Source organism: Photobacterium sp. DNB22_13_2 (assembly GCF_052873915.1).
The window spans coordinates 36777-53560 of sequence record NZ_JBNNXU010000006.1 but is presented as its reverse complement, the minus strand read 5'-3'; the positions used below and the strand labels follow the sequence as shown (position 1 = coordinate 53560).

Genomic DNA, 16784 nt, shown 5'->3' with positions numbered 1-16784 from the left:
AAAAACCCCTCGAATAATAGCTTTACAAGCATATTGCTACTTTAGTAGATTACATATCATATTTATACTTAGAATAAAAAACAGATAGTGCAATCACGCTCAACAGCCACAGAGTTATTCTATCAACTCCTCGATGCTAATGATGAAGACAAATGTGTGGTTTTGTCTAAGTTAGCGAATGAAGACTCAGATGTTTATAACGAGCTTCAACAACTACTTGAAGTTAGCGATAGGCAGCCTTTAACATCGATTATTGGTTTCTATGCTCAGCATGCGATGGGAGATGAGCTCGATTTTTCAGGACAGATAGTTGATAAATATCAACTTACTAATGAACTAGGTAGAGGGGGCATAGGGGTCGTTTATGCTGCTCACCGGGCAGATGAAACATTTGAACAGCAGCTAGCAATAAAGTTTATCCAACCACACTTAACTCAAGTTTTGGGTAAGCGAGCTTTATTTTCTGAAGCACAGTTATTGGCGCGTTTGAATCACCCCTGTATTGCTAAAGTCTTTGATGGCGGTGAACATCAGGGATGTGTTTATATTGTGATGGAATGTGTTGAAGGTGACACATTAAACAGATATGTGCAGCAAAAAAGATTGTCTGTTGTCAATAAGCTAAAGCTTTTTCAACGTATTTGCTTGGCGATAGAACATGCCCATCAAAATCATATCCTGCATGCTGATATAAAGCCTGAAAATATTCTTGTTGATAGCCAACATCAACCAAAACTTCTCGACTTTAATTTAACCCAGGCCATCAACAATAATGTGGAAAAGCAGGAAAGCGAACTTGTGGCTTTCAGTCGGGATTTCGCAAGCCCTGAGCAACAAAGTGGAGGGTTTCTAACCCAACAGAGCGATATTTACTCGCTGGGTAAGCTGCTATTGTTTTTATTTCCGCAGTCACGAGTTGATATTAAAGCTGTCATTGACAAGGCAACCCTAGATGAGCCTGCACATCGGTACAGCAGTATGAGTGAGCTTCGCGGTGATATAGATAATATCTTAGCGAATCGCCCCATATCAATGATGCAGAATATGCCGCTGTATTGTCTGGGTAAGTTTATTCAGCGCCGCCCTGTTCCCTTTTTGTCAGGGCTTTTATTGGTAGTGACTATCGGCGTGTTCACCGCCACTTTGGCCGTTCAAAATCAACGTTTAGTAGCAGAGAAAATCATTGCTGAAAATATGATGTATGAAGTGACCAGCATGATGTTTCATTCAAAAGGTAGTGATCAGGCCCTGATGTCGGTTGGTGCGATGTTGGATATTTCCCGCCGTCGAATTTTATCCAATCCTGATCTTCCGAAGCATATCAAGCAAAAGCTATTAATGATCATGATGACGCCGACACCGGATAAACACAAGATGGAACTGACGAGCAAGCGTAAGCCAGAACAACAATAACAATGTAACGAAGCAAAATACTAAAGGAAGAAAAACGATGAAATTTTCGATGTTGACTGGTCTTGCTATTGTTACTGTTTCTGCCATTGCCGCTGAATCTGTTTATGCTGCCGAACCGCATACTGGGTACTTCATTGACGCGCCTGTGACGGGGTTATTCTACGTCACAAGTTCCAATATAAAGGGTTTTACCAATAAAGGGGCGTTTCAATACCAGACCGGCGATGTGGTTAGCTTCTTTCTGGGAAACAATGAGAAAGGTCTGTTGCTCACTAAACTCTCTGGCCAACAGGTGATTACGCCAACACTATCGTCAACCAGTCCGAGCCGAAGTACCAACTTGACTCGGTTGTTGCTTTCTTTGGACAGTACTCCGCAAGACCGAGAGGAGATTCTGTTGTTGAGTGATATGTTGGCCGAGCCCAAGTTTCAACAGCAGTTGCGTCAACTTGATCTTAATATCATCGACAGCATTAAAGATACCATTGATATTGATTGGGTTTCTGCCAAGGAAGCGGTGGAGCATCTTAATCAAAGCCAGCAATACATTGAGTCCCATTTCACCTCTGATGAGGTTGTTTATTCACCGCTTAACAAACGGTTCCGGAACGTAGTGATTAAGAAAAAGGACCCACAGGGAAGAGCGTGTCTGGTGGATTTACGCTATATCGACCGAGCTAACTACAATACACCGATTGGTGAACTCGATTATAAAATTACATCATCTCATTTAATCCAGTACCCCAGTACCGGGGACTATTTCCGTAACTGCTACCTTGACCGTTCAAAGGGGTTAGAAGCGGTTCTTGAAGAACCGATCGCACATTTTGTTAACTTCAAGGGGCTAGTGGGCTGCAGTGCCCAAGGCTGTACTCGCCATGATTTAAACGGTTTTGCAATTGATGATCACGATGATGAGGGGGATTGGAAGTACCGAACGATGGCGATTAACTTTGATCCCACCACCGAGCTTTTGATGGAGAAAGTACAGGGACTAGGGCCTAAAGCGGAGGTCCGTCATGCTAATCGGGGTGAGATGCTCTGGTTTACCTATCCTGAAGAGCTGGGGCATCAAATTCCAGTTGAAGGAATATGGAAGCAGACAACATATATCGATTCCGATATTGAACAGCGCTGTTTGAGGGTTGGTGGAAATCAGGTTTGGTTGGGGGCTGAAGGGGGCGAGGATTGCCCGAAACAACGCGCTGAGTATACCCAAAATGTGACTGATGAATATGCGGACATGTGGTGGCTTAAAAATCCTTCTGCGAAAGCAGAGCTGGCACAGATGAACGTGATGGTTCGCTGGTATCCGGCAGGGCAGTCCCCAAGGTACACCACCTGGGAATATCTGCCAGCTGGAAAGGGGTGGGATCAGGGGATCTTATACCGTTTTCAGCAAACCATTACACGTCATCAGGATGGTTCTGATCAGATCCAAGCCTATGCGATATCAGAATTTAAGAAAGTGTTCGGAGAAAAATAATGTCATCTGAAAGCGCAGAAATTACGCAGATCATTCAACAGTGGCAGGCTGGAGATAAACAAGCAGAGAGCCAACTGTACCAGTTTGCTTATTTGCAACTGCGCACTATTGCCAAGCAGGAAAGAGATCGCAGTGCAGAGAAATATGGTCTTGAGAATGATGTCTTGATAGATAGCGTCAACAGCACAACAGCACTGGTTCATGACGCTTATTTGAAATTGTCGAATACTGATATGGCTGATGTTGATAGCAAGCGAGAGTTCTATCTGATGGCTGCCAAGGTGATGCGGCAGATTTTGATTGATAACGCGAGGTCGCTACAGGCGCAAAAGCGCCAGCAACTGACGATGTTGCCTGAGTCCAACGATGATAAATTCGAACAATTCATGATTATGGATAAAGCCATTGAGCGCTTTAGTGTGCGTTACCCTCGTCAGTCAAATGCCCTCAAACTGAAGTACTTAATGGGAATGCGTACCCAAGAAATCAGTGATTTACTTGAATGTAGCGCAAGTCTGATTGAGAAAGATTTGAAGTTCTCTCGCTGTTGGCTCCAGTCACGGATGGCATAATCAAAGATGAAATCGTCAGTTTCGAAGGTTGCGGTCAGCGTAGTGCTGGCTGCAACTGGTTGGTGGTTGTATCAGACACCGGCTATCGCGTTTTTTAGCCTTGAGCCAACGGAAAGTGTATTGGTCAGCATGTCAAAAAAGCACTCTCTGCGAGATATGGCTTCCCCTTTGGGAACTCTCGTTAGTGCGCCAATCACCATTCGCAAAGTTGAAGAGGGTGTCAGCAAGCAGCAAGTCGATATTGAAAAAGCACAACTTGAGCTGCATCGGCGGTATGAAAATAAACCGCAGAACGAGCAATTGTCCTTATTATCTAATGAGTGGCAGTCGGAAAGTGACGCACTGCAAATACTGCCAGCATCTTCATTAAACATTTCAGCCTTGAGTAAAGAGGCTAGCAATCGCTCGGGGGTTTTTGAGGCAAGCAATATAGAGGTAAGGTTGGAGGATGTGAACCTCGAAGCTGCAGGTGGCAACCATAAGCCGCGAGTAAACCCTGCGGTATTAAAGCAATTGCAGGCAACGGTCAACCAATGGAGCTTTTCACAAGAAGTACCAGCCCGCTATAGCTTATCGTTAAATGGCCTGTTTACTGATCCTGAAGGGGATGCATTGACCCAGCAAGCCAACATTAACATTGCTGGATTACAGGTGAGTGGCAGCAATATGCTAATGATCCAGGGGGTACCGCAATCTTCCGTGTCTACGCCATTGCTCCGCTTGGCGGCAAGGGATGATTATCACGGTACCAGCCAAGCCGCATGGGCAAATGTCAGTCTCTCGTTGCCTGCGGTTGAGCTACTAACGGAGGAGTCACTTCACCCCTTAGAGGGAAAGACGTTATATCGACTTGAAACGACTCAACTGTTAGCCGGGGTTTATTATAACTACGAGGTAGTGTACTGCGAGGCGTGGCGATTTATTGATGGTATCGCTTACTTTGCCGCGTCGGATAATAGAACCCAGTGTCCCTTGGATGTTCAGTTGCAGGAGATTGGTTACTATGACTTTGATGAGAACAATGATTTGGTTGTAAATAGCAATGCTGAAGGCATGCGGCAACAACGTTGGAAACTAAAAAAAGAATACCCTTCAACCCTACAACCAGGTGTGACAAATTATTTTACGACTGTTTATGGTAACTCAGGTAGCGAAACATATACCTTGCAGGCAAGTAAAAGTGCCATGGAGGCAAGATTGAATATCAGGACCGGCGAATATGTGTATCAAATGAGATTCTTTGATTACCTCTATCCGCAAGCCAATGGGCAATATGTTTTGGGGCAAATTGGTAACTATATTTATGATCGCAGTGTGATGAATGATCCACATGTTGTAATGGATTCCGATTTGAATATGCAATCTTGGCTGACTGATTTGTCTTGTGCACAACTTCTTCCTTATTGGCAGAGCAATACGTTAGCAGGTCAGGGTGAAACCGGCGATATTATTTCTGAATCTGATAACCCATGGGGAGACAACTTAGACCCTATTCAATGTGGTGTCGTAAGGCACCCTGATTGGCTAAAGGATTATGTCTACATGGGATTACACTATAGTGACTATGATATTTTTGTACCCGGTGAAATTTATAGTTATGTGCTGAAGCCAAAACCAGAACTTGCCCATATAGTCGAGGAGGTAAAGCTCAATTTGCATTATCATGAGCCTTGGCCGTGGCCTCACAAACAACAATAAACCTGCAAATACTAGAGCTTGGGCAGTAGGAGGCCGCCCAAGCTGTGCGCTTTGTTAAAAATGCCACAATGCCTGAATACCGGTATTGAAGCTGTAGGTTTCAGCATCGGGTAAAATGGCTATCCCTTGTTTTACTTCACCTTGACTATCGATGAAGCTGACTGGTTCTGGGTCTGATTCAAAGCGCTTTTCATAGCCCATCATGACATACCAACCCAAGTGCAACCCAGGCATGACTTCATAGCTTAGGGTGCCTTCTAGCGATGTGCGGAAGCCAAAGTCATCAAAGGTTGTATCAACAAACTTAGTATTTTCTGTTTTGCTCCAAATTGGAACGCCAATTATCCAGCGACCGCTGAACTTCCATTTGTTGTCACCAAACAGGGTGCCATTATCATAAGCTACGCCTGCATCAATGAAGATATCCGTTGATTTTTCTTCCCAGGTATCACCTTTGCGAAATACTGGGTTTTCATATCCATTTAGGCCCTCAAGACCATACCGTTTGTAAGATTGGTAAGTAAGGGATGGCCCTGCCACAAGACGCCAGCACGGTGTCCATTTGTAATGAAGCAAGATATTGGTTGAGGTCTTGAGGTATTCAAATTGGTTTTTTTGATATGCCTCTCCAGTATTTCCGTGCCAAGTTTCGGTTGAACTGATAGGTGAAAATGTTGCCAGCGCATCTATCGAGAAATCAAACCTTTCATTGATTTGATAGAGGCCACCCGTATTAAGCATCGGGCTAGATGCTGAAACATCAGACTTTGCTACGCCTTGACCAGAGTAAGATTCTTGATAGGTGATATTCTCAACACCCATTGTTATATAGGAATAACCATCCTTATCACTGGCAAACGACGGGATCGCCAACGAAATGGCTGGAAATAAACCAAGCCAACACCATTTATTCATTATTTTGTCCCTGACGGAATGTTGGCCGAGGATATTAACGGACAGATTATATTTTCCAACCTTTGGCATAGAAAAAAATAAAAATAAATTTTACGGATTTTTTTTTGTTTTTCGTTTCTTGAATAAAGATCATAAAGCCATAAAAATACGCACCTTTCCTTGTGGCAGCGATGCTTTGCGAGGAAGGCTAAAACAAAAAATGACAAAGGTTTAATCAAATCCATCAAGGGACGTAATTCATGAAAAAGATTTCTGTGCTTGCAGCATCTGTCGCTATTGCCTTAACTGGTTGTGGTGGCTCCGACAGTAATTCAGATGCAGGCGGTAATACTGGGAATCCAGATATTCCAGCACCGGGTGGTGCCGTCGTTATTACCGGCTTTGACGGCTATTTTAAAAATGCTGTACTTTTTGTTGATAGCAATAATAACGGTGTTTGGGATACCACAGAAAACGCTCTTGGTGTGACCGATGGTAATGGCCAGGTTGAGCTAGACAAAAAACCGGAAGGTGTATTGGCACTGCAGACGGTTGTTCCAAATACTGATATGCAAAAGCGCATGATCGCGATTAATCCTGAGAAATACGCTGGTGGTTATACGGTGGATATGGACCACCCTTCTCAGCCAATGGCTCATGAATTAGTGTTCCGTGCTCCGAACTCGTCTGATGTTATTTCGCCAATTACCGACTTGGTCGCGATTGAAATGGCGAAAAATAAATCCAAATCAGAAGAAGAAGCCAAGCAAGCTGTTAGCGAGGCACTGGGTGGTGATGTCGAAGCGCTTTATACTGATTTTGTAACGGGTAAGCACGCCGATGCAGTATTGCATAAAACAGCCCAGATTCTGACTGAGTCAAAAGCAGCCAATACTAGCTACGAAGACAAGGCAATGGACTTTGCTAAAGAAGCTGACACGGTTGTTGGAAATATGAGTGAAGAAGATGTCAAGAATAAAGACATCAAGCCTGTGATTAAGGATGATAATCCTTCGGGGGATATTTTTGATCCAGTTGTTATTACCAACAGTAAGCTGATTGTTGATAAAGCTATATTTGATAAAGCAGATGCAGGCATCCCGTCAAGCATCAAGGAAAATGCCAACTTTGGTGGTGTGACAGTATCCGTTGAAGGTCTGTTTACTGATGCTGATTTGGAAGATGCTATTGTACCAAAATTGCAGCATACGCTTGAAGGTACAGGTATCGTGGCGGTGCTATCACTAGATGGCAAGATGCTTACCCTTGAGCCTGCTAACCCAGTAATGAAACCTGGCCACTACACGATCACTCTGACAGCAACTGACGTGAACTCAGAAAATACGCAGGTAGGTACGTCCAGCGCTGTATTTGAAGTTGAAATCACTGCAAACAACCTAGCTCCAGAGGTGGATGATGCTGAAAAGGTTGCGCTGCAAGCAGAAGTCGATGCTTGGTACTTAGAGCAAGGCGAAGTCTTTGAACAGTCTCTGAGTGTATCCAATTTGTTCTCAGACAAAGATGGCACCATTGAAGATCACAGCGTTACTGATCTAAAAGTGTCAGGTTTAACTGCCAAAGTTGAAAATGGTATTGTGGTTATCGCGGGTACACCAAAAGAGCAATATGCTGCAGGCCAAACATTCAAGGTGACTGCAACAGATGACCGTGGTGCGACAAGTGACGTGCAGTTCATCCTGCCTGAAGTCAAAGAAGGCGTAACGCCACCGCCAGCTTCGCATCCGCTGGAAAACCAAACATGGTATGTCCTAGAGCATGGTAGCGATGATGGTAACGATAATGATGACCTAGATTACAGCCGTGTATGGTGTGACTCGTACCGTTTTGAGGATGGTCGAGTTTATTGGGGCGGCCGTACTATTGAAAATAAGGATGTGTGTTCTGAAGCAACGATCCTAGAAGAAGGCGCTAGTTACCGTATCGATAATGATCAGTTTATTGTGACTTTCCCGAGTGAAGAAAAACGAGGAGAAACCGAAGAGTATCTATACACGATTGCCCAGGATGCGGATTACCTTTCTAAGGGGGCGAAGGTTGTATTGTTCTCTGACCTTGATCAAACTGAAGGTGAGCGTTACAGCTGGTTGAGCAGTAAGTCAGATGCTGAAGCTCGATTGAAGCTACAATCGGAGGCAGGCTATGAAGATCGTGATTTCCCAATGTATGTCCCTGCTAGCGAAAATGAAACATATGCTGAAGGTCAAGTCAGCTTGCAGATGACCAACTTTGGTGGTCAAAGCCGAGTTAGCGTATTTATTGACACAGCAGACAATGAAACGTTCTCATGCGACGATTTGCGTGAATTCTACCAAAGCTTCTATGTATCGGCCGATAGTATTGAGGGCCACTATGCTTTCGCAGATATGCAGTGGGGTTGCTACGATGAAGAATCACCACAAGGTGCAGCTATGAGCATTGATATGCCAAGTGAATTTGTTGATGGTGAAAAGTACAGCATTATCGGTGCAGTGAAAGATAGCCAAACCAAGTACATCGAAGCGATCAAGTTCAACATGGTGTGGACTGGCGAAGGTAACAACGAATAACTAAATAGGTTTGGCTAGGAAAGAATAATCCCCTGTTTAACGACAGGGGATTTTTTATGTGTGCTATTAAATCTAATGTGGCGGAAATGCTGTGCTGCTTGCGATCAAAAGTGATTGGAAAAGAAATCGTTCTCCCATTGAGTGGATAGGGAAGAACCGAGTAAGCGAAGTTTAATCCAGTGCGTAATGCTATCTAGCATGATGCTGTCCTTTTGCCAGAGAACTACTGGCTGTTAAATTGAGACCCAAAGGTATATCACTAAAATTCAGCTTACAGTTGTACGCTGAATTTCTTGGCCGGTCAATGAAATAGTGTTCATTATTATGGCAAATTGTTAATGACGTATGCCTAGTTCATTTTTTTATAAAACTTTCAGCAGTCAGATTTGCTAGTTGCAAGGTGGAAAAGTTGTTCTGATAGGTTTAAAAATCACAAAAGCCCTACTAATTAGGGCTTTATGTGTATAACTGAGTGATCTTGTAGTGAGTCGTGTTCTGGACTTTCAGTCGCTTGAGTTCAGACAACCTACGGAATGTATTTCACGCTATCGCGCTTAACCAGCGTTGGCTCTAGCTGGATCACCTTGTTGGTTTCATGCTTATTCTGGATTTTCTCGAGCAGAACATCGACCGCTTGCTGGCCCAAACGGTGCTTCGGCTGGTGGATAGTGGTCAATGATGGGGTAATGTACTTCGCCAGTTTAATGTCGTCGTAGCCGACAATAGAAAGATCTTCGGGTACACGGATCCCTTGTTTGCTGGCGGTGTTTATCACACCCATTGCCATCATGTCGTTACAGACAAAAAGTGCTGTCGGTAACGGGCCTCGACTCAAAACGTCGTTAAAGGCGATTTCTCCGCCTTCACACTCGAAGTTGCCTGATGCAATCCACTGTTTATTGACATCTAAACCGGCTTCTTCCATCGCCTGCACATAACCGGACAAGCGTTGTTGGGCGGTCAGCTTATCAAGCGGCCCTGTTAGGCAGCCAATCTGGGTATGGCCTTGCTCGATAAGATGCTTAGTGGCGAGGTAGCCGCCATGGTGTGAGTTATCTTGGATCTTGTCGCTTGGGAAATCGATCGGGCCCCAGTCCATGACCACGGTGGGCACGGGTTGGTGGCGGGAAAACAGGTCGAATGCCTGACCATCGACCTCGCTGCACATCAGCAGCAGGCCGTCGACACGCTTTTGCAGCAGAATATCAAGGCTGTCGCGCATTCGGGCAAGATCACCCTCGGTGTTACAGAGGATCAGGTTATAGCCTTGTTCATAACAGCGTCGCTCAACCCCTTTTACCACTTCACCAAAAAACGGATTGGTAGAGGTGGTGACTAACATGCCGAAAGTACGGGTGTGGTTAACCTTCAGGCTTCGCGCTAACGCCGACGGGGCATAGTTCAGCTCTTTCACTGCCGCCATCACGCGGACAGAAATGTCTTCACTGACAAAGCGGGTTTTATTCAGGACGTGGCTAACGGTGGATGTTGATACTCCAGCATGCTTTGCTACATCTTTGATTGTCGCCATAGGTTCTCCCTGAACCGTGCCACGATGGGCACGGTATCAATTACTTACTGGTGCTCAATAAGAAAACGTTCCACTTCACGACGGTGCGGAATAGACGTTTGAGCACCCATTCGGGTGACTGAAATTGCAGCAGCAGCATGGGCAAATCGGATAGCATCGTCCATCGCCTTGTTTTCCTGCAGACCGGTCAGCAAGGCACCGTTGAAGGTATCACCAGCTGCGGTCGTGTCTTTGGCATCAACACGATAGCCTGGAACTTGGCGGCTTTCACCGTTTGCACTGATCCATACCCCTTGGCTACCTAAGGTGATCATAACCTGTTTGATGCCTTTGTCGTGAAGGGCATCGGCTGCCTGCTGTGCGCTGGTAGTATCGGTAACCTTGATACCTGTAAGCAATTCCGCTTCAGTCTCGTTAGGCGTAATCATATCAATATGTTGCAATAAGTCATCCGATAATGGCTGAGCTGGTGCTGGGTTGAGCACCACGCGAGTTCCTGCCAGTTTGGCCACTTTAGCCGCAGCTTCAATAGTAGCCATCGGTGTTTCTAGTTGCATCAGTAGTGTATCGGCCTGTTTGATCAGGTTGTGATGCGGTGCGATACGAGCAGGGCTCAGGCAGGCGTTGGCTTCAGCCGATATGGCGATGCTGTTCTCACCGGTTGCCGCTACCTGAATCATTGCAATGCCGGTTGGCATCTCTTTTTCAATCATTACACCATCGGTATTCATGCCTTCTTTGGCAAATTCTTCACGCATCTCATGACCGAAGCTGTCATCACCAACACACGCGATGAAGGCAACATCAGCGCCTAGGCGAGCGGCTGCTACTGCTTGGTTCGCCCCTTTACCGCCAGGGATTACACAGTAGCTATGGCCATGCAGCGTTTCCCCCGGACGAGGGAAAGAAGCAACTTGCAAAACATGATCGGCGTTCACGCTGCCAAGAACGACTAATTTATTCATATTGGGACCTTTCTCATTCTCATTGGCCAAAATGTATGGCTTAGCAGGTTTGGTATGTTGCTAAGCGATAGATTTTGAACACTTTCTGGGGGTGGGGGGCAGGGTATAACCCGAAGATCCGTTATACCCTGCCCGGCTATTGGCTTTGAACCTGTTACCAATCGCCACTAGCCTCATGCCTTCTCTTATTCTGAAATCACTTTCAGAGGAACTGGGATGTTTGCTTCAACCTGCTCGCCTTTTAGCATTTTGTCGGCAGTTTCTACACCCAATGAACCAATCAGATCTGGCTGCTGGGCGATAGTTGCACCGAGCATGCCGCGTTTAACTGCTGCGATACCGTCTTCAGTACCATCGAAGCCGACGATTAGGACTTCTTTGCCTGAAGCCTGAACAGCGCGAAGGGCACCCAGTGCCATTTCATCGTTCTGGGCAAATACCGCTTGAACATCTGGGTTCGCGGCAAGCATGTTTTCCATTACGTTCAGACCTTTAGTACGGTCGAAGTCAGCTGGCTGGCTTGCTAGTAGTTCCATACCGCTGCCATCAACGGCTTGCATGAAGCCTTTACCACGTTCACGGGCTGCAGAGGTACCTGCGATACCTTCTAGCTGGATAACGCGAGCTTGTTCACCCACTTTCTCCATGATGTATTTACCGGCCATCTCACCACCAGCAACGTTGTCAGAAGCAATGTGGCTGACCACTTCACCACGGCTTGCACCACGGTCTAGTGTCAGGACTGGGATCTTAGAGCGGTTTGCCATGCGGATAGCATTAGAAACTGCGTCAGAATCGGTTGGGTTGATAAGAATTGCCTTCACACCACGAACGGTAAGATCTTCCACGTTGGATAGCTCTTTACTTGGGTCGTTTTGTGAATCAAGAACAATCAGGTTATAGCCCAGCTCTTTTGCTTTTGCCTCAGCCCCTTCCTTCATGGTGACGAAGAATGGGTTGTTCAGCGTTGATACGACCATAGCCATAGTGTCCTGCGCGGCTGCCGTAGAGCTGAATGAAGCTGACAGTACAGCGGCAGAGATCAGGGTTGCTAACTTTTTCATTCTATTTTCCTTTCTACATATGTCGGGTAAAAGCGGGCAGGGGGCTACCCGCATACAGAGGTTACTTATTTTTGTTATCTACAAGGACTGCCAGCAAAATTACCACTGCTTTTGCAATCATTTGGTAGTAGGAGGAGACATCCAATAGGTTAAGGGCGTTGTTCAAGAAGCCGATGATCAGAGCACCAATCAAGGTACCCATAATGCGGCCTTTACCACCGGCTAGGCTGGTACCGCCAAGGACAACAGCAGCGATAGCATCAAGCTCATAGCCCATACCAGCCGTAGGCTGCGCTGAGGACAGGCGTGAGGTTACGATGAGACCGGCAAGTGCAGCAAGCAGACCACAGATGGCGTAAACACCAATCTTGACGCGATCCACATTGATACCAGATAGGCGAGCCGCTGATTCGTTACCACCCAGTGCATAGATGTAGCGGCCGAAACGGGTGTGGTTTAGCAGGTACCAAACTGCAGCGAATACAATCACCATCAACCAGATAGGGACAGGGATACCCATAGCGTAACCCGTACCGAACCAAGCAAAACTGTCTGCCACATCAGTAAAACCGGTAGAAATAGGTCGACCATCTGTGTACACCATGGTCACACCACGCAGCAGCGTCATGGTAACCAAGGTGGCAATAAAGGCCTGGACTTTACCCTTGGCGATAATCACACCACTGATAGCGCCGAGCGCTGCACCGGCAAGTAATGCGGTTGGGACGGCAATCAGTACTGGGACCTCCATGCTAATCAAGGAAGCGGCAAAAGCGCCACACAAGGCAAGGACGGAGCCGACACTCAGGTCAATACCTGCTGTCAGGATTACCAGAGTCATACCCACTGCAATAATGGCGTTTACCGAGGTCTGGCGCAGGATGTTAAGGATATTGTCGACAGTGAAGAAGTTCGGGTTCAGGAATGACACCACGACAATAAGGAAAACCAGTGCAATCAGAGACTTCTGTTCGATAAGCCATTCTTTGCTAAATAGCTTGGCGCTACCGGTGTTTTGTTGCTTGGTCATAGCGTTGCTGCTCATGCTGCTACCTCGTTGATTTGTTTACCCACAGCGCAGGCAAGAAGTTTTTCTTGGTCGGCATCTTCAGCCATGAATTCGCCACTGATTTTACCTTCGTGCATGACCAAAATGCGGTCACTCATGCCGAGTACTTCCGGCATTTCAGAAGAAACAAGAATGATGCTCATCCCTTCTGACTTAAATTGGTTGATTAGCTGGTAGATCTCTTTCTTGGCGCCGACATCAACACCGCGAGTCGGTTCGTCAAGGATCAGAACTTTAGGCCGGGTCATTAGGCCCTTAGCGATGGCGACCTTCTGCTGATTACCACCAGAAAGGTTACCGATGATCTGGTTACGGCTTGGGGTCTTGATGTTGAACAGGCGAATGAAATCTTCTACTGCCGTCACTTCGTCGTAGTGTCGAAGCTGGACACCTTTTGACAGTTGTTCCAGTGAACAAAGCGACATATTTTCTTTCACGGATAGGCCGAGGATCAGGCCGTCACCCTTACGATCTTCAGAAATGTAAGCGATACCATTGGCTAGGCCATCTTGCGGGCTTAATGGGTTGATTGCTTTACCATCAAGCACAATATCACCGGATTCACGTTTTAGAGCGCCGTAAATGACTTTCATCAGTTCGGTACGGCCAGCACCCATCAGGCCGGATACCCCCAATATCTCACCGCGATCCAACGTAAAGCTGACATCTTTAACCCCTGCGCCATTTAAGTTTTTCACCTCAAGGCAAGTGGTACCGTGCTTCACATCGACTCGAGGGTATTGTTCGTCAAGGCGACGTCCCACCATCATCTCGATCATGATATCTTCATCAATATCTGCCACAGCTCGTTGACCGATGAATTTACCATCGCGAAGTACCGTGATGTCATCACAGATCTCGAAGATTTCTTTCAGGCGGTGGGAGATATAAACAATGCCAGTGCCTTCTTCACGCAGCTCATTGATCACTTTGAAGAGGGACTCTGTCTCGGTATCGGTGAGGGCGTCTGTCGGTTCATCCATGATGATGACTTGAGATTTGAACGACAGCGCTTTGGCTATCTCTACCATCTGTTGTTCGCCAAGGCTCAGCTCGCCAAGCAAGCTACGCGAGCTGTGCTTAACGTTTAGGCGTGCCAGTAGGGCATCTGCTTCCTTGTACATCTGTGACCACTTGATACCACCAAAAGAGTTGGTTTTTTCGCGGCCAAGATAGATATTTTCGGCAATGGTCAATTCAGGGATCAGATTCAACTCTTGGTGAATGATACTGATGCCTGCTTCCTGCGAATGGCGTGGCCCATTGAAGTTAACGGTTTCACCCTGGTAGCGAATTTCGCCGGCGTCCATATGGTAGATGCCCGTTAACGCTTTCATCAGTGTGGATTTACCAGCGCCGTTTTCACCCATCAAGGCCATAACCTTGCCCGGGTAGACATTCAGGCTGGCTTTATCCAACGCTTTTACGCCGGGGAATGCCTTTTCGATGTCTTTGAGTTCTAGAATTGGCTGAGTCATAGGGAGTCCTTGCAACTAGGCCTTAGTAACTACAGGGTGCATTTAAAACACAACGCCGGCTTGGAAAATGACATTGGCATACGGGGTGCATTCGCCCGTGCGGATCACCGCTTTACTGTTTTGTGTGTGCACTTTGAATGCTTCGTGAGGAACATAAGCGATGCTGATTGTTTTTCCACACATGGCTTCTTCTTCACGGAGTAGGGCAATCAGCGTATCGTGATGCTCAGGGCTGACTTGCTTGAATTCTTCTGCCATCACCACACCTTCAATCTGCATTTCGCCCAACAAGGCTTTAACCGTTTGAATGAAAGTTGGGACACCAGGGATAAGGGCAAGGTCAATACGTTGGGTTTCATCTGGAATCGGTAATCCCGCGTCACACACTGTGACTTCATCGGTATGGCCGAGAGTAGCGACCAAATAAGACAGCTCAGAATTGATGAGTGCGCTCTTTTTCATGCTTGCACCTTAATTATTGATGGTGGTGATGCTTCTAACGTCGTTGCCAACCTTGGCTGTGTCATCCGTGTCATAAATTACCATCGAAACGATTACGCAAACGTTTCGATGGCTGTAAATGTAAAAGCAAACGTTTCGATGCGCACTAATTATGGTTGAAAAATGTGATTGGGCTCAGAAGAAATATGCTTTGGGTGAATGTTTTTTGTGCGTCGTCTAGAAATCTATGTAGAGGTTATGTGATTTTTATGTAAGGTTTTGCAAAGGTCGCGACTTTACTTTGATATCGGGTATATTAAAAGCGTATTATTACAGTGTTATATCCTCAGGCAACTTGCCTTCCTTGGGGATAGATTTTTAATCACCCAAATGGATTTATCGTGATGGTAACCGTGCTTCAGCTTCAACCTATTCTTCTCAGTATTGCTCCCGTTTCGGTGGCAGTTATGCTGTATTCCATGAAGAGCAAGAAATTGTGGCTAATGCGGGTTTCACTGATAGGGATGGTGATTTCTGTCTTTCTGTTGTTTGCATTTCAGTATCTTGATTACCGTTATCTGGAAAACTGTTTGCTGCAAGGGGAAGTCTACAACCCTTTTCAGAGCTCCTGTCTCAAACTCAATTAGCGATAGCGTGTTTTTCTTAATGCCAAATCAGCTCAGTGTTGCCAAGATAACCTGTGCACTGGGGAAAGCGGCATAGGCTTCATCCCCGATACAAAGCTGTGAAACATCTTCGCTCCCTTTATCGATTAGGGCACAAATCTCATCTTCTTGATTCAGCGTTAAGGTAACTTCAACCGAGTTGTCATCCGCATCAATTGCTTTCACCCTTCCTTTCAACCAGTTTTGTTCAGATGTGGTATCAGATTTTTCTGCTTCTGAGGAGAGCGAGGGTAGTGACTTGGACATTAATGAAGGTAGCTTGATATCAATGGCCGGCCCTTTGATAAGAGCAACCACATCTTTACCCGGGTGAAGGTTCAACCGAATCGTACTGCCATGTGTAATAGTGGCGGTTAACTCAATGCCGTCTTGTAAAACGACAGTGATCAGATCATGCAGGGCATGGTTTTCAATTTGTTTAATTGTGCCAAACAGTTGATTCCTAGCACTGGTTTGTAGTGATAGTTTACTCATAACGCCCAGTAAGCTGTGTAGCGGAACTGAGTCATCATTGAGGGCTTCTAAGCCCATAGACTGGATTTGCTCTAATAGTTCATACATCTGCACTAAGCGGTGGCCATGATTTGTCAGCGAAGCGCCACCACCGCCTTTCCCTCCTTTTTCTGACTCGATGAGAGGGTGCTCTGACTGGTTGTTCATTTCTTTAACAGCATCATAAGCCGCCTTATAGCTGATCCCAGCTTGCTTGGCACCTTGGCTAATCGACCCTGTTGAAGCAATTGCTTTTAATAGGGCAATACGACGGGGATTAGCGAACATTTTGCCTTGTTGTGACAAGGTGAGAATTGCGTCGAAATCCATAGTGTTATCCAATGCCTTTTAGCCAATGTGTGCCAGATCATAAACCGCATTAATGCTTTGTCGTAGAGTATACCCGACTTTAAGTAGTGATTGATTTA

The 16784-nt window shown here is 46.0% G+C and carries 14 protein-coding genes; 6 read left to right on the top strand and 8 right to left on the bottom strand.

What is annotated here, in order from left to right; translation table 11 throughout:
• Window positions 1-87 precede the first annotated feature (87 nt).
• Genes ACVA58_RS10955 through ACVA58_RS10940 form a run of 4 tightly spaced genes read left to right on the top strand, consistent with a single transcriptional unit; the run spans window position 88 to window position 5169 of the window.
• A complete protein-coding gene (locus ACVA58_RS10955; RefSeq protein WP_446510480.1) occupies window positions 88-1413 on the top strand; it encodes a serine/threonine protein kinase in 1326 nt (441 codons plus the stop codon).
• Window positions 1414-1462: 49 nt separating this feature from the next.
• Window positions 1463-2899, top strand: a complete 1437-nt coding sequence (locus tag ACVA58_RS10950; protein WP_446510702.1) for a chromosome partitioning protein ParA — start codon at window positions 1463-1465, stop codon at window positions 2897-2899.
• The gene (locus ACVA58_RS10945; protein ID WP_446510479.1) at window positions 2899-3471 is read left to right on the top strand and encodes a sigma-70 family RNA polymerase sigma factor; all 573 of its coding nucleotides are present in this window, start codon (window positions 2899-2901) and stop codon (window positions 3469-3471) included. The genes ACVA58_RS10950 and ACVA58_RS10945 overlap by 1 nt, the downstream gene beginning before the upstream one ends.
• A gap of 6 nt (window positions 3472-3477) precedes the next feature.
• On the top strand, window positions 3478-5169 hold the full coding sequence (locus ACVA58_RS10940) for a hypothetical protein (RefSeq protein ID WP_446510478.1): 1692 nt from the start codon (window positions 3478-3480) through the stop codon (window positions 5167-5169).
• Between the two features lie 54 nt (window positions 5170-5223).
• On the opposite strand, the gene ACVA58_RS10935 is transcribed toward ACVA58_RS10940, so the two are convergent.
• Window positions 5224-6084: a hypothetical protein gene (locus ACVA58_RS10935; RefSeq protein WP_446510477.1), complete on the bottom strand. Its 861-nt coding sequence runs from the start codon at window positions 6082-6084 to the stop codon at window positions 5224-5226.
• Window positions 6085-6323: 239 nt separating this feature from the next.
• Between ACVA58_RS10935 and ACVA58_RS10930 the strand changes: the two genes are divergently transcribed.
• The gene (locus ACVA58_RS10930; RefSeq protein WP_446510476.1) at window positions 6324-8630 is read left to right on the top strand and encodes a hypothetical protein; all 2307 of its coding nucleotides are present in this window, start codon (window positions 6324-6326) and stop codon (window positions 8628-8630) included.
• Window positions 8631-9156: 526 nt separating this feature from the next.
• On the opposite strand, the gene ACVA58_RS10925 is transcribed toward ACVA58_RS10930, so the two are convergent.
• The 6 genes from ACVA58_RS10925 to rbsD all read right to left on the bottom strand — a co-directional run bounded on the left by ACVA58_RS10925 (window position 9157) and on the right by rbsD (window position 15199).
• The gene (locus tag ACVA58_RS10925; RefSeq protein ID WP_446510475.1) at window positions 9157-10161 is read right to left on the bottom strand and encodes a substrate-binding domain-containing protein; all 1005 of its coding nucleotides are present in this window, start codon (window positions 10159-10161) and stop codon (window positions 9157-9159) included.
• Window positions 10162-10205: 44 nt separating this feature from the next.
• Entirely contained in the window at window positions 10206-11126 is a 921-nt protein-coding gene (gene rbsK, locus ACVA58_RS10920) for a ribokinase (protein ID WP_446510474.1), read from the bottom strand.
• Window positions 11127-11311: 185 nt separating this feature from the next.
• On the bottom strand, window positions 11312-12190 hold the full coding sequence (rbsB, locus tag ACVA58_RS10915; RefSeq protein WP_446510473.1) for a ribose ABC transporter substrate-binding protein RbsB: 879 nt from the start codon (window positions 12188-12190) through the stop codon (window positions 11312-11314).
• Window positions 12191-12251: 61 nt separating this feature from the next.
• Window positions 12252-13235, bottom strand: a complete 984-nt coding sequence (gene rbsC, locus ACVA58_RS10910) for a ribose ABC transporter permease (protein WP_446510472.1) — start codon at window positions 13233-13235, stop codon at window positions 12252-12254.
• The gene (rbsA, locus tag ACVA58_RS10905) at window positions 13232-14737 is read right to left on the bottom strand and encodes a ribose ABC transporter ATP-binding protein RbsA (protein WP_446510471.1); all 1506 of its coding nucleotides are present in this window, start codon (window positions 14735-14737) and stop codon (window positions 13232-13234) included. Before rbsA ends, rbsC begins: the two co-directional genes overlap by 4 nt.
• A gap of 42 nt (window positions 14738-14779) precedes the next feature.
• Window positions 14780-15199, bottom strand: coding sequence for a D-ribose pyranase (gene rbsD, locus ACVA58_RS10900; RefSeq protein WP_446510470.1), 420 nt, complete (start codon window positions 15197-15199; stop codon window positions 14780-14782).
• A gap of 380 nt (window positions 15200-15579) precedes the next feature.
• Between rbsD and ACVA58_RS10895 the strand changes: the two genes are divergently transcribed.
• Window positions 15580-15825 carry a hypothetical protein gene (locus ACVA58_RS10895; RefSeq protein ID WP_446510469.1) on the top strand — a complete coding sequence of 82 codons (246 nt, stop codon included), beginning with the start codon at window positions 15580-15582 and terminating at the stop codon, window positions 15823-15825.
• 27 nt (window positions 15826-15852) lie between these two features.
• On the opposite strand, the gene ACVA58_RS10890 is transcribed toward ACVA58_RS10895, so the two are convergent.
• Complete coding sequence (locus ACVA58_RS10890) at window positions 15853-16686, bottom strand: TOBE domain-containing protein (protein ID WP_446510468.1); 834 nt, start codon at window positions 16684-16686, stop codon at window positions 15853-15855.
• Between the last annotated feature and the right edge of the window lie 98 nt (window positions 16687-16784).